Annotated in this window: 19 protein-coding genes; 5 read left to right on the top strand and 14 right to left on the bottom strand. The window is 72.1% G+C overall.

Annotation, left to right across the window (positions count from 1 at the left end):
- The first annotated feature begins 1 nt into the window (after position 1).
- On the top strand, positions 2–460 hold the full coding sequence (locus tag ACZ4MU_RS25250; RefSeq protein ID WP_467880708.1) for a hypothetical protein: 459 nt from the start codon (positions 2–4) through the stop codon (positions 458–460).
- Positions 461–595: 135 nt separating this feature from the next.
- Here the strand turns inward: ACZ4MU_RS25250 and ACZ4MU_RS25245 are convergent, their stop codons facing one another.
- From ACZ4MU_RS25245 to ACZ4MU_RS25235, 3 genes are all read right to left on the bottom strand, one after another.
- Positions 596–2,203, bottom strand: coding sequence for a DUF4192 domain-containing protein (locus tag ACZ4MU_RS25245; RefSeq protein ID WP_467880705.1), 1,608 nt, complete (start codon positions 2,201–2,203; stop codon positions 596–598).
- Positions 2,204–2,450: 247 nt separating this feature from the next.
- Positions 2,451–2,906, bottom strand: coding sequence for a carboxymuconolactone decarboxylase family protein (locus ACZ4MU_RS25240; RefSeq protein ID WP_467880703.1), 456 nt, complete (start codon positions 2,904–2,906; stop codon positions 2,451–2,453).
- Between the two features lie 354 nt (positions 2,907–3,260).
- Positions 3,261–4,490 carry a ScyD/ScyE family protein gene (locus tag ACZ4MU_RS25235; RefSeq protein ID WP_467880701.1) on the bottom strand — a complete coding sequence of 410 codons (1,230 nt, stop codon included), beginning with the start codon at positions 4,488–4,490 and terminating at the stop codon, positions 3,261–3,263.
- Positions 4,491–4,851: 361 nt separating this feature from the next.
- Between ACZ4MU_RS25235 and ACZ4MU_RS25230 the strand changes: the two genes are divergently transcribed.
- Positions 4,852–5,934, top strand: a complete 1,083-nt coding sequence (locus ACZ4MU_RS25230) for a methyltransferase (protein WP_467880698.1) — start codon at positions 4,852–4,854, stop codon at positions 5,932–5,934.
- Between the two features lie 118 nt (positions 5,935–6,052).
- Here ACZ4MU_RS25230 and ACZ4MU_RS25225 read toward each other — a convergent pair whose 3' ends face one another.
- The 10 genes from ACZ4MU_RS25225 to ACZ4MU_RS25180 form a co-directional block, all read right to left on the bottom strand.
- Complete coding sequence (locus ACZ4MU_RS25225) at positions 6,053–7,441, bottom strand: nucleotide pyrophosphatase/phosphodiesterase family protein (protein WP_467880695.1); 1,389 nt, start codon at positions 7,439–7,441, stop codon at positions 6,053–6,055.
- On the bottom strand, positions 7,438–8,607 hold the full coding sequence (eboE, locus tag ACZ4MU_RS25220; protein WP_467880693.1) for a metabolite traffic protein EboE: 1,170 nt from the start codon (positions 8,605–8,607) through the stop codon (positions 7,438–7,440). The genes ACZ4MU_RS25225 and eboE overlap by 4 nt, the downstream gene beginning before the upstream one ends.
- Positions 8,608–8,610: 3 nt before the next feature.
- Positions 8,611–9,459, bottom strand: a complete 849-nt coding sequence (locus ACZ4MU_RS25215; RefSeq protein WP_467880690.1) for a TatD family hydrolase — start codon at positions 9,457–9,459, stop codon at positions 8,611–8,613.
- 2 nt (positions 9,460–9,461) lie between these two features.
- A complete protein-coding gene (locus ACZ4MU_RS25210) occupies positions 9,462–10,082 on the bottom strand; it encodes an EboA domain-containing protein (RefSeq protein WP_467880961.1) in 621 nt (206 codons plus the stop codon).
- A complete protein-coding gene (locus ACZ4MU_RS25205; RefSeq protein ID WP_467880687.1) occupies positions 10,073–10,951 on the bottom strand; it encodes a sugar phosphate isomerase/epimerase family protein in 879 nt (292 codons plus the stop codon). Before ACZ4MU_RS25205 ends, ACZ4MU_RS25210 begins: the two co-directional genes overlap by 10 nt.
- On the bottom strand, positions 10,948–11,940 hold the full coding sequence (locus ACZ4MU_RS25200; protein WP_467880684.1) for an SCO3242 family prenyltransferase: 993 nt from the start codon (positions 11,938–11,940) through the stop codon (positions 10,948–10,950). Before ACZ4MU_RS25200 ends, ACZ4MU_RS25205 begins: the two co-directional genes overlap by 4 nt.
- Positions 11,937–13,079, bottom strand: a complete 1,143-nt coding sequence (locus tag ACZ4MU_RS25195; protein WP_467880958.1) for an inositol-3-phosphate synthase — start codon at positions 13,077–13,079, stop codon at positions 11,937–11,939. The genes ACZ4MU_RS25200 and ACZ4MU_RS25195 overlap by 4 nt, the downstream gene beginning before the upstream one ends.
- A gap of 251 nt (positions 13,080–13,330) precedes the next feature.
- Entirely contained in the window at positions 13,331–14,386 is a 1,056-nt protein-coding gene (locus ACZ4MU_RS25190) for a hypothetical protein (protein ID WP_467880681.1), read from the bottom strand.
- 553 nt (positions 14,387–14,939) lie between these two features.
- Positions 14,940–15,308, bottom strand: a complete 369-nt coding sequence (locus tag ACZ4MU_RS25185; protein WP_467880679.1) for an antibiotic biosynthesis monooxygenase family protein — start codon at positions 15,306–15,308, stop codon at positions 14,940–14,942.
- A gap of 52 nt (positions 15,309–15,360) precedes the next feature.
- Positions 15,361–16,866, bottom strand: coding sequence for an FAD-dependent monooxygenase (locus tag ACZ4MU_RS25180; RefSeq protein ID WP_467880676.1), 1,506 nt, complete (start codon positions 16,864–16,866; stop codon positions 15,361–15,363).
- Positions 16,867–17,361: 495 nt separating this feature from the next.
- Between ACZ4MU_RS25180 and ACZ4MU_RS25175 the strand changes: the two genes are divergently transcribed.
- The 3 genes from ACZ4MU_RS25175 (at position 17,362) to ACZ4MU_RS25165 (ending at position 19,753) form a co-directional block, all read left to right on the top strand.
- Positions 17,362–17,817 (top strand): VOC family protein, encoded by a 456-nt coding sequence (locus tag ACZ4MU_RS25175; protein WP_467880673.1) that lies wholly within the window; start codon positions 17,362–17,364, stop codon positions 17,815–17,817.
- Between the two features lie 337 nt (positions 17,818–18,154).
- A complete protein-coding gene (locus tag ACZ4MU_RS25170) occupies positions 18,155–18,982 on the top strand; it encodes an SDR family oxidoreductase (RefSeq protein ID WP_467880670.1) in 828 nt (275 codons plus the stop codon).
- An 18-nt stretch (positions 18,983–19,000) separates the two neighbouring features.
- Positions 19,001–19,753, top strand: coding sequence for a gamma-glutamyl-gamma-aminobutyrate hydrolase family protein (locus ACZ4MU_RS25165; RefSeq protein WP_467880667.1), 753 nt, complete (start codon positions 19,001–19,003; stop codon positions 19,751–19,753).
- Positions 19,754–19,967: 214 nt separating this feature from the next.
- On the opposite strand, the gene ACZ4MU_RS25160 is transcribed toward ACZ4MU_RS25165, so the two are convergent.
- A complete protein-coding gene (locus ACZ4MU_RS25160; protein WP_467880665.1) occupies positions 19,968–20,840 on the bottom strand; it encodes a sigma-70 family RNA polymerase sigma factor in 873 nt (290 codons plus the stop codon).
- Positions 20,841–20,988 lie beyond the last annotated feature (148 nt).

The raw sequence follows: 20,988 nt of genomic DNA, 5'->3' as shown, positions 1-20,988 counted from the left end.
GGTGCCGGTGCCCGGCGCCGCCTCGGGCCCGGCCCCGGTGCTGCCCCTGGCACTGGGCCTGGGTTTGGGCCTGGGCCCGGACCCGGGCCTAGCACTGGAGCTGGACCACCTGGAGCTGGAGCTGGACCTGGGCCTAGCCCTCGCCCCGGGCCTAGCACTGGACCTGGACCTGAACCTGATCCGGGCACTGGCCCTGGGCCTGGACCTGACCCTGGACCTGATCCGGGTACCGACACTGGACCCGGACCTGACCCTGGACCTGGACCTGATCCGGGTACCGACACTGGCCCCGGCCCCGGACCCGGACCCGGACCCGGACCCGGACCTGACTCTGGCACTGGACCTGGCCCAGGCGCGGGCCCGGGAAAAGTCTCCTCCCCCGGCAGTTCGTCGACCTGGGAGACGATCTGGGAGAGGGGATTCACCCGGGACGGGACATTGGCCCGGGGAGGGACATTGAACGCCATACCTTGCCTTCCGAGCACTCCGGCCGCATGCGCGGGTCGGGCGGGCCGCCCTCGCGCGGCGCCCCCCTCGTGAACGCGGCGGGCCGTGCACGGGTCACGGAGCGACACGGCGTGGCGTCGGCTCGGCGTCATTGGTCCGTCCCGTCCCGCCGCCCCGTCCGGCTGATCCGCCGGGCGCCTCGCCGGGCGGCCCCGGCTGTCGTGGGCCCGTTGCCATCGGGAAGGGTGGAGGCGGGCGTTCCGTCTGTCCGGTTGACCGGAGACTTGCCCGGGCCCTTGCGGCGCGGCTTGAACCGACGCGGGGGCACGGCGGCGTCCGGATCGAGAGTGGAAACCGATGCCGGGGCACCGGGCCCGGAGCGCGGTACCGCCTCGGCCCCCGGGGCCGCCTCGATCCCCGCCCGTAGCGCGGAAACCGCCCCCGGGGCATCGGGCCCGCCCACCGGACCGGCTCCCACCCCCGCCCCGAGCTCAGCGGCCCGCCCCGACGCGCCGACCCCGTAGGCCGGGGTCACTCCCCCGGCGGCTCCCGTGGCCCGGCCCGGGGCGCCCAGGGTCCAGAGCGTCTCCTCCGTCCGGGCCGGCGCCTCCCGTTCCCGCCTCTCCTCCCGCAGGCATCTGCGCAGTGCCTCCGGGTCCAGGCCCTGGTTGCAGGCCTGGTGGAGGAGTTGGGCGAACTGGTAGTCCGGGTCCGCGCGCAGGGCCAGGCCCAGGGCGACCCGGGCGGCCGGTTCGTCGCCCGTCGACCAGGCCACCCAGCCCGCCAGCGTGAGCGGGGCCGCCGCGTGCTCCCCGTAGCGGCCCACGCAGCGGCGGGCCAGGGCGCGCCACAGGCGCAGGGCCGGGGCCGCGTCCGGGCCCTCCATCCACTCGGCCGCGCGGTCCCGGGTGGTGCGGTCCTGGAGGCCGAGGAGCAGGGCCGCCGCCTCCTCGTGGGTGATCAGGGCGTCGTCCAGCGCGTCCGCGTCCGTACGGCCCGTGGCCGGGGGAGCGCCGGAGAGGCGGCGCATCACGCGGCCCGCCAGGTCGAGGGTGTCCCGGCCGACCCGCAGCCGCTCCTCCTCGTCCAGAACGCGGGGCACGAGCGCCGCCTCCGCCGCCGCGAGCGCCCGCTCCTGGTCGGCCGCCGCCGGGCGCCGCCACGGGGCGAGGCGTGCCTCCATCTCCCGCAGCGAGCCCCGGACCTGCAGCCCCGCGAAGGTCGCGGCCGCCGCCAGCACAGACGTACCGGGCAGAGCCAGTACGTTCCCCTCCGGCGGGCAGCAGCGCGCGTCCGGGCAGCAGTACGACCAGTACCTCCCGTCCGAGATGCACAGCGCCTCCAGGACCGGGACGTCCAGGGCGCCGCACGCCGTCCGCAGCAGCTGCGCCAGCGGGCGGAGCCTCTCCATGACGTGGGCGGCGGTCATGTCCCCGGTCAGGTCCGGGTCCTGGCAGAGGAACACGATGATCCCGTCCGGGCGCGGTCCCCGCCGCTCGCTCCCCGCCACCAGGCACTCGGCCAACTGGGCAGCGACGTGCGGCCATTCACCCGGCGCGCGCGGAATGCCGAGCCGGAGCCGCCCGCCGAAGCGGCCCCGGCGTCCGTGGAGGGCGACCATCACGATGGAGTCCGTCGGATGGAAGCCCATCAGATACGGCAGGGCGTCGGCCAGTTCGGCCGGGTTGCGCAAGGTCAGCTGCGGGTCGTCTTCGGGCAGGCCGTGGGAGCCGTGCGATTCGCGGTGCTTGTTCATGCCCCGACGGTCCCGCGCCGGGCCATCCCTCACCAGGCCTGTGGACAACCTTGTCCACAGGTGAGATCAAGCCACCGAGAAATCCGAGGAAAACCTTCAGACTGAAGGGGCCGTAAGGCGGTGGGGCCGTCGCGCCTCGTCCCGCGACCACCCCACCGCCCCCCTCCGCCCGGCTCCGCGACGGAGCAGGAGCCGGGGGCCGGGCCTGGGTCCGGCGAGCCCGTGCCGCACACCCGCTAGACCGCGCCTACCACTTCTGGCCGGCCTGCTGCTTCGTCGTGGCGTTGAGCCGGTTGAACAGGTTGCTGACCGCGATGTGCAGCACGAGCGACGCCAGCTCCTGCTCGTTGAAGTGCTTGGCGGCCTCGTTCCACACCGCGTCCGGGACCGGGTCCTCGCGGTCGCTCAGGCGCGTGACGTGCTCGGTGAGCGCCAGCGCGGCGCGCTCGGAGTCGGTGTAGAACGGCGTCTCGCGCCACGCGCCGACGGAGAAGATCTTCTCGTCGCTCTCGCCCGCCTTGCGCGCCTGGCCGGACGCCGACTCCACACAGGGGCTGCAGCCGTTGATCTGGCTGGCGCGCAGGTGGCTGAGCGCGAGCAGACCCGCCGGGACGCCCCCCGCGTAAGTGGCCTTGTACAGGCTCTGGATGGCCTGCATCGCGTCGGGGAGGACCATCGCCGGGTTCTGCATCCGTGCTTCCATGACTGCTCTCCTTCAGAGATCTCCAGCGATCGTTGGTGCGGCGATCGCTCAGCGGTGACGCCGGCTCGATCCCGTCGGTCGGAATCCCGTGTCACAGATCTGACGGGTCCCGCCTCGGGAGTGTGACCGCGGAACGGGAAGAATTTTTCGCGCGGCCCTCGCGCGGCCCTCGCACGGCCCGGCGCCGCGGACACGACGAAGCGGCCCCGCAAGGCGTCAGGTGCCTTGCGGGGCCGCGCGTCGCACACCGGCCCGAAACGGCCGGCCGGCACCGGTCCCGGCGTCAGGACCAGAACCGGGGCCAGGACCAGGACCGGAAGCAAGCCCGGGACCGGCCTCCGGACCGGATCAGGACTACTGGGTGACCTTGATCAGCTGACCCTCGGTGCCGACCGAGTTGTTGGTGACGTAGATCTCGTTGTTCGGACCCACGGCCAGACCGGTGGACATCGCCAGCTTGCCGTCGGTCGGGATCTCGGTGACCGCCTTGGTCTTGAGGTCGATCCGGTTCAGCTTGCCCGGCAGCGGCGGGCCCTGCTGCTGGAAGCCGCCGGTCAGCGTCAGCGCGATCAGGTTGCCGTTCTTGTCGGCCGCGAGGTCGGTGACCGCGGTCAGACCGCTGGCGAAGACCTCGGCGCGGTGACCGGGCACCAGCCGCCAGATGCGCGAGGCGCCGGGGCGCAGACCGCCCATGTCGGCGATGTAGAACGCGCCGTCCGCGCCCTTGACGATGCCGCTGGGGACCGCCTGGACCTTGACCGTGCCGTCGGCGGCGACCGTCTTGGTCTGCGGGGCGAGCGACTCCAGGACCTTCTTCTCCTTGGCCGACGGAGCCGCGCCGGCGCCGCCCGGGGCGGGGAGCTCGTTGTCCGGGAAGATCGCCTCGGTCGTGGTGCGGCCGCCGAAGCCGACGCCGACCAGGTCGTTGGCGCCGGCGTCCGTGACGAGGAAGCCGCGGCCGTTGCGGGCGAAGCGCCAGGCGTTGCTGTGGACCGACGCCTCCTCCGGGTTGGCCGGGTGACCCAGGACCCAGTCGGGGTCGAGCAGGGTCTCGTGCTTGACCGGGTCGCCGACGACCCAGCCGCCGCCCGTCTGCAGAGTGCCGAGCTTGGCCGCGTCCGCGCCCAGCTTGGCGCGGTCGTCCGTGCTGCCGCCGAAGCCGCTCAGGACGAGGTAACCCGACCCGTTGGCCTCCACGTCGTTGGGGCCGGCGGCCGAGATCGGCTCGTACGGGTTGGTCGGGGCCACCGCGGCGGAGGCCAGGCCGGTCACGACGCGGCCCTGCTGGGTGCCCTTGACACGGTAGACGGAACCGGTCAGTCCGACGCACTTGGTGCCCGGCGCGCAGCCCGGCTTGCCCACGCCCGACTCGGCGATCAGGATCGTCCCGTCCGCCTGGACGGAGAGGCCGCGGGGGTTGTTGAGCTTGCTTGCGATGACCTCAATACTGGCGGCAGCGGCCTTGGCCTCCTTCGGCGAGGAGGGCGAGGCCTGTGCCGGGCCGGGGATCAGCGTGACGGCCAGGGTGCCCACGGCCGCCGCCGCCACGAAGGCCCCACTCCAAGACCTGCGTATTCTCGACATGTCTCTCCCTCATCATGGCGTGCCCCCGTCATTGGGAGCCGTCTCAACGGGCGCCACGATAGACGCTTCTACCTCAACCGTCCTGTATTCACAGGTAAGTTGTAAGACCGTCCGACTGCGATCCGTCCGCAGTTGCACACTTGATTCGCACTCGGAATTCACTGGCGCCGAACTCGCGTGGGCCATTTCGGCCAACCGGGCGCCGATTTGCGCGCGTTGAGTGGTTGTTCGCCGCCGTGCGCGGCTCTAGAGTCTGCCGGGCGACGCCCATAGTCCGACGCCATAGTCGACGCCGTAGTTTCCGGTATCCCGGTAATTGAGACTCTTGATACCGCTGCGCAACCGCCCACGGAGGATACGCATGCCCCCAATTCCGCCCGCCCGAGTCGTCCGCATCGTCGAAGGGGTGCGCGCGCGGGTGCAGCGCCTCGCCCAGCTGATGGTGCCCGCGCCGATCGCCGTCCTCGAACTGGCCCAGGGTGCCTGGGTGTCCCAGGCGATCTACGTGGCGGCCGAGCTGAGGATCGCCGACCAGCTCGCCGACGGCCCGCTGTCCTCGGAGGAGATCGCCCGGCGGATCGAGGCCGACCCGGACGCGGTCCACCGCCTGCTGCGCGCCCTCGCCGGCTACCGCATATTCAGCGAGCAGAGCGACGGCCGGTTCAAGCTGACGCCGATGGCCGACGCGCTGCGCACCGGCACGCCGATATCGATGCGCGACATGGCCCTGTTGACAGGTCACCCCGCGAGCTGGGAGGACTGGGGTGCGCTCATCCACACCGTGCGCACAGGCCAGCCGAGCCTGGAGAAGAACCGCGGCATGCACGCGTACGAGTACCTCGGCCAGAACCCGGAATTCGCGGAGATCTTCCTCAACGGCATGGGCACGCTCTCGAATTTGGAGACCGAGCCCATTCTCGCCGCGTACGACTTCTCCAAGTACAAGACCCTGGTGGACGTCTTCGGCGGCCGTGGCGGTCTGCTCTCGGCGATCCTGAAGAAGACGCCACAGTCGAAGGGCGTCCTCTTCGATTCCCGGGCGGACGAGCTGGGCGCCCACGCGTTTCTCTCGGAAGAGGGCGTCGTCGACCGGGTCGAGATCGACAAGGGAGATCTCTTCGGTCCGCTGCCGGCCGGTGCGGACGCCTATCTGCTGAAGCACATTCTGCATGAATGGCCGGAGCCGAAGGCGCTGGAGATCCTCAAGAACACGCGTGAGGCGATCAGCCCCGACGGCCGGCTGCTCGTCATGGAATTCGTTCCTCCGGAGGGCAACGCGCCGCACCCCGCCAAGCTCGTCGACCTGTGGCTGATGATCCTGGTCGGCGGCAAGGAGCGGACCGCCCGCCAGTACGCGGAGATCCTGCGGGCCACCGGCTTCGAGCTCGACCGGGTGGTGCAGACCGCCGCGGGCGTCTCGATCGTCGAGGCGCGCCCGGTCTGACGGGCCGGGCCCCGCCGGTCTGACGGGTCCGGCTCCGTGACGGCGGTCGTCCCACGCGAAGAAGCTCCTGGCGGATCGTTTCCGCCGGGAGCTTCTTCACGTTACGGGAGCACGGGAGCTACCCCAGCCCTGCCAGCCTCAGCAGCAGGCCCTTCACCTCGGTGGCCGCCACCTCCTCGCTCACCGCGCCCGGAGCCGAGCACAGCAGCAGCGGCCCGTCCCGCGGATCGTCGGGCAGCCGCCCGTGGCTGCCGCGCACCGGTGAGGGATCCAGCGGTACGACCGCCATCCGGTAGCGCATCCCGAGCTTCTTGCGGGCCAGCGCCTTCGCGGCCTTGACCTTCACATACGGGTCGAGCGGGTCCATGAACAGCTCGACCGGGTCGTATCCGGGCTTGCGGTGGATCTCGACGAGCTGGGCGAAGTCCGGGGCGCGGTCGTCGTCGAGCCAGTAGTAGTACGTGAACCAGGCGTCCGGCTCGGCGACCGCGACCAGTTCGCCCGAGCGCGGGTGGTCGAGGCCGGCGCTCTTCTTGCCCTCGTCGTCGAGGAGCCGGTCGATGCCCGCCACGTCCGCGAGGGCCTCGCGGACGGCGTCGAGGTCCTCGGGCCGGCGGACGTAGACGTGCGCGAGCTGGTGGTCGGCGACCGCGAACGCGCGGGAGGCCATGGGGTCCAGGTATTCCATGCCGTCCTGGGTGTGCACCTCCAGGAGACCGGCGCGGCGCAGGGCGCGGTTGATGTCGACGGGCCGGCTGACGCGGGTGATGCCGTACTCCGACAGCGCCACCACCGTGCGTCCGGCCGCCTCGGCGTCGTCGAGCAGCGGCGCCATGGCCGCGTCGAGCTCGGCGGCGGCGCGGTAGGAGCGCGGGTCGTCGGGGCCGTACCGCTGGAGGTCGTAGTCCAGGTGCGGCAGGTAGCACAGCGCGAGGTCCGGGGCGCGGGTCGCCAGGATGTGGCGCGTGGCGTCGATGATCCACTGCGAGGAGACGAGGTCGGCACCGGGGCCCCAGAAGTGGAAGAGGGGGAACGTGCCGAACTTGTCGTGGAGTTCGTCGTGCAGTGCCGGGGGCCGGGTGTAGCAGTCGGGCTCCTTGCGGCCGTCGGCGTAGTAGACGGGGCGCGGGGTGACCGTGATGTCGGTGTCCGCGCCCATCGCGTACCACCAGCAGATGTTGGCGACCGTGTAGCCGGGGTGGGCGCGCCGCGCCGCGTCCCACACCTTGTCGCCCTCGACCAGGCCGTTGTGCTGGCGCCAGAGCAGGACCTCGCCGAGGTCGCGGAAGTACCAGCCGTTGCCGACGATGCCGTGCTCGGCGGGGAGCGTGCCGGTGAGGAACGTCGACTGGGCCGCGCAGGTCACGGCGGGGAGCACCGTGCCGAGCCGGGCGCGGGAGCCGGAGCGGCCGAGCGCCTTGAGCCGGGGCATGTGCTCCAGCAGCTTGGGGGTGAGGCCGACGACGTCCAGGACGAGCAGTGGGGTGGGCACGGAGGCGTCGGTCATGGCAGTTCCTTGAGGCCGAGGTCGGTCAACAGGTCGCGGGCGAGGCCGAGTTCGGCGGCGATCCCGTCGGCGAGCTGGTCCCGGTCGCGCGGGCGCAGCTCGGCGGGCAGGGCCTGCCAGGTGTACGTCTCGACCTCCAGGTGCCGGGTGCGTGCGACCGGGCCGCCGACCAGGACGGCCAGGGCCTCGCGCAGCACGGGCAGCGTGGAGGTGAGCGGCGCCGCGGGCCGCGCGTGCAGCGGTACGTGGAAGTGGGAGCGCCAGGGGGCAGCGTCGGGCAAAGCTCCGCCGGACAGCGCCTCGTGGAGGTCGTCGGTGCCGAGGAGTCCGCCGCCGCTCCTGGTGCGGGTCTGGTGCAGGAAGCGCGGCTCGGCGAACTCGGCGAGGGCGGCCCGCACTTCGGGCCTGTGCGGCTCCTCGGCGTGCAGCGCGGCCGACAGCTGGGCCTTGGGGACGGTGATCCCTGCGGCGTGCAGCGCGTCGAGGGCCCGGGCCGGGTCCTCGAAGGAGGTCGCCAGATGGCAGGTGTCGACGCAGACGCCGATCCTGGGTGAGCCGATCGCGGTGAGCGGGGCGACGGCGTCGGCGGTGGTCTCGACCGTGCAGCCGGGCTCGGGCTCCAGCGCGATCCGGACGGACTTCCCGGTCTCCTCCTCCAGCGCGTCCAGGCGCGCGGCCAGTGTGCGCAGCGCGGTGTGCGCGGTCTCGGCGGCGGCGCCGTCGAAGCCGGTGCGCCAGGCGAGCGGGAGGGTGGAGACAGTGCCCTCGGTGACGTCGTCGGGGAGCAGCGCGGCGAGCAGCCGGGCCAGGTCGGCGGTGTACGCGAGCCTTTCCGGATCGGTCCAGTCCGGCTTGTACACGCGGTACTTGACCTCCTCGGCGCCGAACCCCTCGTACGGGAAGCCGTTGAGGGTGACGACCTCCAGGCCGCGGGCGTCGAGTTCTGCGCGCAGCCCGCGCAGCGCGGCCGGGTCGGCGCTCAGCTCCCGGGCCGCGTCCCGGGCCAGCCACAGCCCGATGCCGAGCCGGTCGGTGCCCAGGCGCCGGCGCACCGGCTCGCAGTGGTCGCGCAGCTGGGCGAGGACGCCGTCGAGGGTCTCGGCGGGGTGGACGTTGGTGCAGTACGCGAGGTGGACCGTGGAGCCGTCGGGGTGGCGCAGTCGCATGGGCTACTCGCCGCCGCGCAGGATGGAGTTGCCCTCGTGCAGGGCCTCCGGCGCCGCCACCGACAGGTCGAGACGCCCGCTGAGCCCGTAGAAGGTGACCGGGTTGCGCCACAGGACCAGGTCCACCGCGTCCTCGTCGAACCCGGCCTTCAGCATGGCGTCCGCGACCTTGCGGGTCTTCAGGGGATCGCTCCTGCCCCAGTCCGCGGCCGAGTTGACCAGCACCCTCTCCGGGCCGTACTCGTCGAGGATCGCGACCATCCGGTCCTCGTCCATCTTGGTGTCCGGGTAGACGGAGAAGCCGAGCCAGGCGCCGCTGTCCTTGGCCTCGCGCACGGTCGTCTCGTTGAGGTGGTCGAGGAGCACCCGGTCGGGGGCGAGCGCCGACTCGCGGACGACGTCGATGGTGCGGCGCAGACCGGTGAGTTTGTCGCGGTGCGGGGTGTGCACCATCGCGGGCAGGCCGTGCTCGGCGGCGAGCTGGAGCTGTACGGCCAGGGCGTGGTCCTCGGCGGGCGTCATCGAGTCGTAGCCGATCTCGCCGACGGCGACCACGCCGTCCTTGACCAGGTAGCGCGGCAGTTCGTCGAGGACGGGCGTGCAGCGCGGGTCGTTCGCCTCCTTGGGGTTGAGGGCGATCGTGCAGTGGTGGGCGATGCCGTACTGCGCGGCCCGGAACGGCTCCCAGCCGAGCAGCGCGTCGAAGTAGTCGAAGAAGCTCGCGGGCGAGGTACGGGGCTGGCCCAGCCAGAAGGCGGGTTCGACGACCGCGCGCACGCCCGCCGCGTGCATGGCCTCGTAGTCGTCGGTGGTGCGGGACGTCATATGGATGTGCGGGTCGAAGATACGCATGGTCAGGACTCCTCGGCCCCGGTGAGGGCCAGTACGCGGTGCAGGTCGTCGGGGACGGGGCGGCCGGCGGCGGCCCGCTCCTCGGCGTAGTCGCCGAGCATCCGGGCGAGTTCCGTGTCGCCGTGGGCGCGCTCGGGAAGGGAGGCGACGGCGGCCACGGGCACGCCGGTGAAGAGGCATTTCAGTACGGCGTGCCGCCAGGTGTGCGGGTCCAGGTGGGCCGCCGCGTAGGGGCCGACGGCGGCCGCCACCAGCCGGGTGTCGTTGGCGCGCAGCGCGTCCTCGACGAGGGGCACCCCGGCCGCCGGGTCGACACCGAGGCCGGGGAGGGCCAGCAGGACCGCGCGGCGCTCGGCGGCGCTGCCCTGCTGATAGAGCCGGGTCGCGGTGGCCGCGTCCACCCGGGCGGTGCGCAGCAGCAGGACGCGGGCGTCGTCGACGACGCCGGCGTCGGGGCCGAGGTGGCGTCCGGCCGAGGCGAACCGCAGCTCCCAGGGGGCGGTGCCGTATTCGGCGGAGGGGCGCTCGGCGGTGTGGGCCGCCTCGGCGAGCGCCTCGTCGAGCCAGGCACGGGCGGCGCCGCCCAAGCGCGCGTCGAGTTCCGCACGAGGTGTCACGACCAGACTCCCTTCAGGGCCGAAGCCGCGTCCGCGTCCGCGACGAGCGGACGCAGGAACTCGATGGAGCGGCGGGCCTGTTCGGGGCCCGCGTGGGAGTGGCGGGGCAGCTCGACGACGGTCAGGCCGCGGTATCCGGTGGCCTCCAGCGCCGCCAGGACGGGCGGGAAGTCGATCTCTCCGTCCCCGAACGGCAGGTGCTCGTGGACCCCGCGCCGCATGTCCTCGATCTGGACGTGCCGCAGCCAGGGCGCCGCGGCCCGCACGCACTCGGCGGGCGGCAGGGGCTCAAGGCACTGGCAGTGCCCGAGGTCGAGGGTGAGCCCGAGCGGTTCCGGGTCACCCAGGTGCTCGCGAAGCCGGTGGAAGTCGGCCAGCGTGGCGAGGAGATGACCGGGCTCGGGCTCGATCGCCAGCGGAACACCCGCCTCCGCGGCGGCGTCGATGACCGGGCCGAGTGCCTCTCCCAAACGCTTCCAGGCGGTGTCCTCGTCGGTGCCCCCGGGCGTGATCCCGCTGAAGCAGTGCACGGCGTGCGCGCCGAGCTCGGCGGCGACGCGGACGGCCGTCACCAGCAGCGCGGTGCGCCGGGCCCGGGCGTCCGGGTCCGGGTCGAGCAGGGAGGGGCCGTGCTTGCGCCTGGGGTCCAGGACGTACCGGGCGCCCGTCTCCACGGTCACGCCGAGGCCGAGCTCGGCGAGACGGCGGGCCACCGCCCGGGTGCGCGCGGGCAGTTCGGGCGCGAGCGGGTCGAGGTGCATGTGGTCGAGGGTCAGCCCCACGCCCTCGTACCCGAGGTCCGCGAGGAGGGCGAGGGCGTCGTCCAGGCGCAGGTCGGTGAGGCCGTTGGTGCCGTAGCCGAGGCGGAGGCTCATGTGGGGCTGACCTTTCGTGCGAGCGTGCGGGCCACGGGGATGAGCCCGGCCAGGGCGGCGGCGGTACGCACCGAGCCCGCCCGCGCCGCGAGGGCCGCCTGGAGCGGGATCATCGCCTTGATCCCGCCGCCGACCGCCCGCTGGGTGAGCGGGGGCGAGGGGTTGAGGACGGCGTGGAAGGAGGGCTTGGCCGCGGTGGCCACGTAGGCGGCGGCGAGCGCGACCCGGGCCGCGTCCCGGGGGGAGGTCACCGGGACTCCGCCCCGCGACAGGCCGCGGCCGGGGACCGCGGCCCCGTCGTCCGTACCCGTTCCGCCGTGCGGAGCTCCTGGCCTCGACCGGTGGCGGCCACCGCCCGGGGCGCCGGGCCACGGTGTGCGGCGGGCCGTCAGGGCGCCCAGGGCCACCGCTCCCGCCAGGGCCGCCAGCGGCGCGGCCACCGAACCGCCTTGCGTCTCGTGCCGGGAGACGGAGGTGACCGCGTAGGTGTGCGCGCCCAGCGCCGCCGCCGGAAGCAGGGAGGGCCGCGCCACCGTGCCGCCGGTGGCCGTCGCGCCGAGCAGCAGGTCCAGGGAGCGGGCCGCGGCCATCGCCGCCGGGCCCGCCGCGGTGTGCTTCAGGCGCAGGTCGTACGCCCACACCGTGCCCGCGAGCGCGGTGGCCACCAAAGCGGCCGGGCGGCCCGCGCGGTGGGCGAGCGCCAGGCCCGCGGCGGTGAGGCCGGCCGCCGCCGCCAGGGCCGCGGCGGGCTTGACCCGGCCGGACGGGATCGGGCGGTGCGGGCGGTCGACGGCGTCCTCCGCGCGGTCCGCCCAGTCGTTCAGGGCCATGCCCGCCTCGTACAGGCACAGCGAGGAGCCGACGGCGAGCGCGGTGCGCCGGTCGGGGCGCAGCCCGGCGGACGCCACCCCCGCGAGGGCGTCGCCGGGCACGGTGAACAGGGCGGAGACGCGCAGCAGTTCGGCCCAGTCGCGCAAGCCCTGCCTCACCGGACCTCCCGCAGCCGCTCGGCGAACGCCAGCAGGGCGCCGTACTGCTCGGCGAGGGCCGAGGAGCCGCCGTCCGGGTCCTTGAAGTAGAAGCCCAGCTCCGGGCGGGGCCCGGTGAGGCCGGCTTCGTGGGCGCGGGCGGTGAGGCGGGCCAGATCCAGGACGAGCGGCGCGGCGAGCGCCGAGTCGCAGCCCTGCCAGATCGTCTGGAGGACCATGCGCGAGCCGAGGAAGCCCTCGAAGACGATGTGGTCCCAGGCGGTCTTCCAGTCCCCGAGCGCGGGCACGTCGTCGATGTGCACCTCGCCCTCGGGCAGGGTGCCGAGGGTGTCCTCCAGGACGCGGTTCTTGCCCGCGTTCTTGGCGGCGGCCGCCGCCGGGTCGGCGAGCGAGGCCCCGTCCCCGCCGCCGAGCAGATTGCTGCCGGACCAGGCCCGTACGGCAAGGGCGCGCTGGCGGAACATCGGCGCGAGCACCGCGCGGAGCAGGGTCTGCCCGGTCTTGCCGTCGCGGCCCGCGTACGGGACGCGGGCCTGCTCGGCGGCGGTCTCCAGGGCCGGATGGCGCAGTCCGGTCGACGGGGTGAAGTTGACGTACGCGCACCCGGCGCGCAGCGCCGCCGCCGCGTACAGCGAGGAGGCGGGCAGCCGGGTGTCGTCCCCGGTGGGCGCGGGCTCGGTGGAGGAGACGTTGACCACGACGGTACGGGCGACGCCCGTGCGGCGCGCGAAGCCGGTGAGGTCGGCGGTGAACGCGTCGATGAGCTCCTCGTCGTCGCGGGTGTCGCCGGGCAGCGGGCCGCCCATGCGTATCTCCTCGTCGGCGGCGGCGAGTTCGGCGCGCACGGCGGCGGGCAGGGTGTGCGGGAGCACTCCTCCGGCGGCCAGTTCCTCGGCGCGCTTGGGCAGCGGGCTGCTGGCCACGTCGTGGCCGCCGAAGACGAACGACGACAGCTCGGGAAGGCCGGCGCCGGCGAAGTCGGGGCTCTCGGTGACCATGCCGGTGGCGCTCTGGAGTCCGGCGGCGACGGCGGCGCAGCCGGCGACCGCGGTGGTGGCGACGGAGCCGCGGGCTCCGATGAACCAGACCCCCGTCCGGGGGCCGTTGTCGCGGGTATCTGCGTAAGGGGACACGGACAGCCTCCTGGTTACGTCAGCGCGTTGAAGCCTTTCCAACCTGACGGATACGGCGGCTGGTTGGGCAGCTGTTCGAACGTATCGATGATCCGCCCGCCGACGGACCGATGCGGGTGTGCCGCAGTTGCACGGGCAGGCGGAAGGAGTGCCGACGCGGGCGTTCGGCCCGCGACCAGCACTCCTCCTCGTCGCCCTCTGGCGTGTGCGCGGTGTTCAGCGCGTGGCGGCGCTGCCACGGCCGGTGCCCGGCCGGCTCACTCGGCCCGCTGCTGGAGCTGCTCGGCAAGGGTCTGCCAGGCGGCGGCGCAGCTGCGTGCGAGGTCGGCGACCTCGGGTGCCCAGTGACCGGGCAGACCGCGGCCGAGGGTCTCCAGGCCCTCGGGCTCCACGGTGTAGTGGTGGAGCCAGCGCAGGGTGCGCCGGCCGGCCTCGTTGAGCCGCAGCGAGGGGTCCTCGCTCAGCTTGGCGAGCAGCTTCTGCCGGTCGACGGTGACCTCCCGCCGCTCGCTGCGGGCGCTCACCGCCCGCTGCGTCTGCCGGGGCACCACGGGCGTGCCCGGCGCGGGGCTCTGGCCCGCAGCCGTGCGGTAGCGGCCCGGCACGGGGTCCTCGCCTCGGTCGATGCGCTGGCGCACGTCCCGCACGGTGGCCGGGGAGAGGCCGGTGGCGCGGGCCACCTCGCGCAGCCCCGCGTCGGGCCGCTCGTGGATCATCGCGGCGGCCTGCTGGCGGCGGTACCCGCTGTCCAGCGGGCGCAGCCGGCCGTCGCGGCCCAGGCGCGCGTTCGACTGCGGAGCGTCCGCCGAGGAGCGGGCCCGGATCCGGGAGATCGTCTTGTCGGAGAGGCCCACGGCGGCGGCGACGGCCCGGTCCGACCACTGCGGGTGGGTCATGATGATGCGCGCGGCGGCGACCGAGCGGTCGGAGCGCGACAGCGGCAGACCGTGGGTGACGTTGGCCTTGACCGCCAGGACGTACGCGGCGCCCTCGTCGCAGTCGACCATCCGCGCCTGGATGGTGGTCCGGCCGTTGAGGAGCGCGGCGCGCACCCGGTGGGTGCCGTCGATGACGCGCATCGACGAGCGGTGGACGGTGATCGGCGGCAGCGAGTCGCCGGCCTCGGCGAGCACGCGCACGTGGTCCTCGTCCGCACCGCCGAGACGGGGCGAGTCCTCGAAGACCAGGGAGTCGATGCGTACTTCACCGGCGGGATGCGACTCGATCCAGACCATGGAGGTCACGACCTCGTCGAGGTCCGCCGCGTGGATCTTCAGTAACTGATCGTCAATTGATTGCTCGGCCAGACTCACTTTGCGCCCCCTCGCAATGAATCGGAACCGGAATCCACTTCCGGTGTGCGAAATGAAAGGCGACGGGAGAGGCCTTGTCAACCACCCCGGAGCGGGTTCGCCGGGCCCGGATTCCCTTGCGGGACAAGGCTGTTCACGCGCGCGTGAGGCACCGGCCGGGCAGCCCGAAGGGCCCCCGGAGAAGCACGGAAGGCCTCGCTTCTCCGGGGGCAAACGGTGGACGAACAGAGCGGAAGTTCAGGTTCCGTCAAGTGCGGACAACCTTCTGTACCGTCGGAGGTGAACAGCCGGGGGAATCGGTCCACCGAGGAGGGCCGGACGTCAGGGAGCGTCAGAAGAGGGGCCGGAATCGCACATTCCGGGGGAGTGATCGGCTTCGCACTCGTGATGCGCCCGGGACGCTCCCCCGTCGTGGGGGTCCCGGCCCCCCGCACGCGCGGCCCGGGACGGCGGGGCGCCCGAAGCCCGTTGGCGTGAACTTGGCCGGTTTCTTGGCCGAGAACAGACCCGGAACCCGTCACATCGGCGTGACGGGCCCCGGGCCCGCGAAGCGTCAGTCGCCGCAGATGCCGTCGACCGCGACCTTCTCGTACAGATGGGGCGAGACCGTGCACCCTCGCGGGTACGCCGAACCGCCGGGGCGGACCTGGAGGTTGCCGTGCGCCGCCGCCAGATGGGCGGCGGACTGCCAGACCGCGATGTTCACCAGGATGCGGCTGCCGGCGATGCCCCGGTGCATCTGCGTGGAGACGAAGCCGGGCTGCCGCGTGAAGTATGCGGCGTCCTCGCGCCAGAGCGCCAGGAACTCCTCGGTCCTGCCCTGGGGAACCGTGAACGTGTTGACCAGCACCACCTGGCCGGTCCGCTCCTGCAGTTGCCGGGCATAAGGAGTGGTCTCGTCTGCCTCCACGAATTCGATCACCGGACCATCACCGGACCTCCTGCGGGTGGGCGGGCCGCGCCGGAGCGCCGCCTCAGCGGGGCGAGCCGAACCAGCGGGCGAGCGCGTCGAGCAGCTCGCCGCCGTCCGGGGCGACCCAGGCTACGTGCCCGTCGGGACGGATGAGGACGGCGTCCGGCGTCGTCCCCTCGGCCGTGTCCGCCGGGACCCAGCCGTCCGGGACGATGTCCACCCGGTCCGACCAGCTCGCGCCGGTGACGATGTCGATCCGGTCGGACCAGCCCTCGGCGAGCCGGGCCGGCTCCGTGCTGCCGTCCGCGACGACCAGCACACCGCGCGCCCGGTGCAGCAGCTCCGATACGCGGGTGGTGGAGCCGTCCCCGAGCTTGACCTCGCGGTCGGGCATGCGCAGCCCGAGCAGCGGATGGCCCGCCGCCCCGCCCATGTCGTACCGGATGCCGAGGCCGCTGACGTGCCCGGCCAGGCGCCGCGCGGCGTCGGGGGACTGCACCAGCTCGCGCATCACCTCGCGCATCGGCTCCATCTCGTCACCGGTGAGATAGAGGGAGGCCTGGGCGAGGGTGTTGCGCAGCAGCTTCTCGCCCACCGGGTGCCGTTCGGCCTGGTAGGTGTCGAGCAGTCCCTGGGGCGCCCAGCCGTTGACGGTGGCGGCGAGCTTCCAGCCGAGGTTCACCGCGTCCTGGACACCGACGCTCAGCCCCTGGGCACCGGCCGGGATGTGGATGTGGGTGGAGTCGCCGGAGAGCAGGACGCGGCCGCGCCGGTACTCGGCCGCCTGGCGTGTGGCGTTGGTGAACGCGCTCACCCACTTCGTCTCGGCCCCGTGCAGCGACTGCCCGGTGAGCTCCTGCCAGGAGTCCGCGATCTCGGTGAAGGTCACCTTGCCGCTGTCGCGGGGAGTGAGCTTGGCGGGGTGGATGATGATCCGGGTCACCCCCTCCTCCAGGCGGATCGCCATCACCATGCCGCCGTCGACCCGCTCGCCGATCACCCGCGGCTTGATGTCGGGGCGGTCCACGACGTCCGCCACGTACATACCGCGGGTGGCCTCGCGCCCGGGGAAGTCGATGCCGGCCAGCTTGCGGATCCGCGAGCGCCCGCCGTCGCAGCCCACCAGGTACAGCGCGGTGTGCTCGGCGCGGCCGTCCGGACCGTCCACCACCACGGTGATGTCGTCCGGCCCCTCCCGGTAGTCGACCACCTCGTATCCGCGGCGCACGTCGACGCCGAGGTCGGTGGCCCACGCTTCCAGGATCTCCTCGATGCGGTACTGGGGCACCCCGCGGATCCCGAAGTGGTTGTCCTCCAGGGCGGTGAAGTCGACGCGCACACCGCCGAAATGGCCCTCGTTGCCGATCTCGATGTTCCCGAAGCGGGCCAGCAGTCCGCGCTGGTGGAAGACCTCCGCGGCCCGCCGGGTGAACCCGACTCCGCGCGACTCTCCGCTCGGGGTGGCTCTCTGTTCGTAGACAACGACGTCGACGCCGTTCAGCCGCAGTTCGCCGGCCAGCATCAGCCCGACGGGTCCGGCACCGGCAATGATCACGCCAGTTCCCATTTTTCGTCCTCCTGGATGAGATATGCGAGATCGAATTCAGCGGTTCGGGAATCCACTCGCAACGCTCCACGACGCCGCTCAATCGGCCTGTCGAGATCGGAAACGGAGCGTTGAATGATCATGCCCAGCGGCTCACACGAAAGACCTTTCGGGCCGCCGAAGAAGTCTGCAACTCGGCGATCAGGGGCGTCAAGGGGAATGGGTCCTGCTGTTTTTCATGATCTCTTCGGACGCCCCCTGGGCCACTTGAGTAAACCTTCTTGAAATACGCCCCGGACTTCTCGGTGATCTTTTTCCGCCCTTCGGGAGAGGCCGGTAAAACGGAATAGGAATGACGTATTCAACAGACCGAAGTGGCTTGTTCCGGATAGCCGGTGCGAGTTCAAGATCCAATGGGCCGCTCGACATCGACTTTCCGCGGTTGCCCTCTTGACTCGGAGAAATGGATGTTGGAAGGGTGATCCACGCAGAACACCAGGCTTAATAAGGAGAGCGATGTCCTCCGCAGTCACGCAGAAGCTCACGGTTTTTCTGGCGTTCCCGCAGGATGCCGAGGAGGCGGTGACGTTCTACACGTCCCTCTTCGACGGCTCAGAGGTGATCAACACCATTCGCGCCCGGGCCGGTGAGCCGGGCTGGGTGGAGGGGACCCTGCAGCACGCCGTCTTCACCCTGGCGGGCCAGCAGTTCATGTGCATCAACATTCCGCCGGAGGGTGCCCGGGGCTCCGACCACGCCCCCTGGGACAGTTACTCCTTCTCTCCCGCCATGGCGGTGTACGTGCAGTGCGACTCGGACGAGGAGTTCGACCGGGTCTTCGAGGGCCTCTCCGAGAAGGGTGAGGTGATCATGCCGGTCGGCACCTACGGGTTCAGCGCCAAGTTCGCCTGGGTCAACGACCGCTTCGGGGTCTCCTGGCGGATCAACCTCTCCGAGAGCAGGACCAAGTAGGCGCACTCCCCCGCTCCACCCGTCGGCCATGAGGCAGTGCCGCCTCATGGCCGGCGCTTCCCTGCGGAAACGCCTTTTCACGGACCGCCTGCTTACCGGCCGGTCACTTGTTCACGGAACTCTCCGTCCGGTGATCCGCGGCGCCGCCCCCACCGCTCCCCTTCCCCCTCCCCCTCCCCCGCGCGGCCGTTCGCCGCCCTTTTCCCCCCGCGCGCTTTCCGCTGCCCGGAACGCGTGGGGCCCGGATCACCTGTGGCCGGAATACCTGTGCCCGTATGCGTTGCCTTCGCAAGATGCAAGACATCCGTCGGACGTCCCCTTGACCACGGGAGAAGACATGATCTTGGTAACCGGCGCGACCGGGAACGTCGGCAGAAACATCGTCGACGAGCTGCTCAAATCGGGGGAGCGGGTACGGGCCATCGCCCGCGACCCCGCCAAGTGCGCCCTGCCGGGCGAAGTGGAGGTACTGGCGGCCGATCTGAGCCGGCCCGAGACCCTGACCGAGGCGCTGCGGGGAGTTGAACGCCTCTATCTGTGGCCGGTCTTCGGCGAGCTCCAGGGAGCGGTCGACGCCATCGCCCGGGCCGGGGTGCAACATGTGGTCATGCTGTCTTCCGAGGCGGTCACCTATGCTGCCGAAGAGCCGCACATCGCGTGCGAGAAGGCAGTCGTCGAGTCGGGAATGTCATGGACGTTCCTGCGGCCGAGCGCGTTCATGTCCAACGATCTCCTCTGGATACCCCAGATCGCCAAAGACGGAGTGGTGCACGGTGTGTACGGAAGTTCCGCGATGGCGCCGATCCATGAGCGCGACATCGCGGCGGTCGCGGTGAAGTCCCTGCTCGCGGCGGAATCCGGCACGATCCACTCGATCACCGGACCGCAGTCGCTCAGCCAGGAGGAACGGGTGCGCATGCTCGGTGACGCGCTCGGCATCCCCACCCGCTTCCAGGAGGTGCCTCGGACACGCGTCCGCGCGGCGATGGTCAACTACCTCTCCGGACACGTGGCCGACCAACTCCTCGACCGCCGCGAGAAGTTGCAGGGCGTGGAGGCGGAGGTCCTGCCCACCGTCGGCCTCGTCACCGGCCGCCCCGCCCACACGTACGCCGAGTGGATCACCCACCACGAGGCGGAGTTCCGCCCCGTACTCAAGATCTGACCCTTTGTGAGGTGCACTGTGCATTCCGCCGTCAACGAGACCCTGAACTCGCTGGACCGCACACGCCGGCCCGTCATCGGCATCACGGCCGTCGTGACCCAGATCAAGTTCGCGATCTTCGAGATGGACGCGACGTTCGTTCCGCAGACGTTCGTCCAGAAGGTCGCCGACGCCGGCTGCATACCGGTCCTGCTGGCACCGCAGCCCGGCATCGAGCAGACCATCGGCGGGCTCGACGGTCTGCTGCTGCTCGCGGGTCCCGACGCGGACCCGGCGCTGTACGGGCAGGAGAAGCACGAGAAGACCGGCTGGAACGACACCACCCGCGACCGGGCCGAACTCGCTCTCATCGAGGCCGCGTTGGCGGACGACCTGCCCACCCTCGGTATCTGCCGGGGTGAGCAGCTCATCAACATCCTGCGCGGCGGCACGCTCCAGCAGCACCTGCCGGACATCGTCGGCCACGACAACCACTCCCCCGGCGGGAAGGAGTACGGACAGCAGAAGGTGCGGCTCGAACCGGGCAGCCTCATCGCCGACTTCCTCAAGAAGGACGTCGTGCCCTGCCACCACCACCAGGTCATCGACCAGGTCGGCGAGGGTCTGACGGTGACTGCCTGGTCCGAGGACGGGACGGTGGAGGCGATCGAGGTCGACGGCCACCCGTTCGCGGTCGGTGTGCAGTGGCACGCCGAGGAGTCCGACGACGACAGCCCGTTCACGGCGCTCGCCGAGGCGGCGCGGCAGCGGATGGCGGTCCGGCGCGGCTGAGTCCGGCCCGGCTCGCGGTCCGCTCAAGGAACGACAGAGGCGCAGCACGGCCGGATGGCCGGGCTGCGCCTCTTGGTGTTGCATGGAGCGTGCCGGGTGGAGCGGGCTTTCGGGGGGGGGGCTCACCATGAGAACCAGCGGTTTCCCGAGGGGAAACAGGGGGGGCTTCCCGGTTTCCTGGCCCCTTCCGCGCCCGCTCCGGGACGGCCGCCGGCTACTCCGCGAGGATCTTCACGTCCATTTCGTCCAGGTGTCCGGGGTCCGCGAGCATGTCGATCGCGGCGATCCGGCCGTCCACGACGATGAAGTCGAACACCACCTTCACGCTTCCGTTCGGCGCCCAGACCATGCCCGGGGCCCCGTCCACCAGCGCGAGCTGGGCGACCTGGGCCCGTCCGGAGAACGTCTTGGCGACGGCCTGGGCACCCAGGGCGCCGCTCGCGCCCATCGCCAGGGCGGCGCCGTCGACCCGGACGACGACCTCCGGGTCGAGCAGGGCGAGCAGTTCGTCGAACCGGCCGCCGCGCGAGGCGGCGAGGAAGGCGTCGACGATCTGCCGCTGGCGGCCCCGGTCCGCGGTGGGCGCGGCCTCGGCGTTCTGCACCCGGCGGCGCGCCCGGCTGGCGAGCTGCCGGGTGGCGATGGTGGAGCGCCCCACCACGGGGGCGATGTCGTCGAAGGGGACGGCGAACATGTCGTGCAGGACGAAGGCGAGCCGCTCGGCCGGGGAGAGCGTGTCGAGCACCACGAGCAGCGCCGGGCCGACCGAGTCGACCAGGACCGCCTCCTGTTCGGGGTCCGCGCTCTCGTGCGCGCCGTGGTGGACGGGCGGTGGCCGCTCGCCCAGCAGGTCCTCGCGCCGCGACTCGCGCGAGCGCAGCATGTCCAGGCAGACGCGGGCGACGACCGTGGTCAGCCAGCCGCCCAGGTTCTCCACCGCGTTCACGTCCGAGCGGCTGAGCCGGAACCAGGACTCCTGCACGGCGTCCTCTGCCTCGCTCAGCGAGCCCAGCATCCGGTAGGCGACCGCCCGCAGATGGGGGCGGTACGCCTCGAAGCGCTCCGCCAGCCGTTCGGTCTCGTCCATGGTCATATTCCTCCACCGGGCCCCGCCGTCACGCACTGCGAAACCCAGCCTATGGGACAAGTCACATCACGTTCATAACTGGGATGTTCGGTATCCAGTTCGGTCATTTCCTATGAAATCGTCTGCCCCGACGGGAAGTCTTCCGCTT

The organism is Streptomyces sp. NPDC026377 (assembly GCF_055567715.1).
The sequence above is the reverse complement of the archived record's forward strand: the minus strand, read 5'-3'. Positions and strand labels throughout refer to the sequence as shown.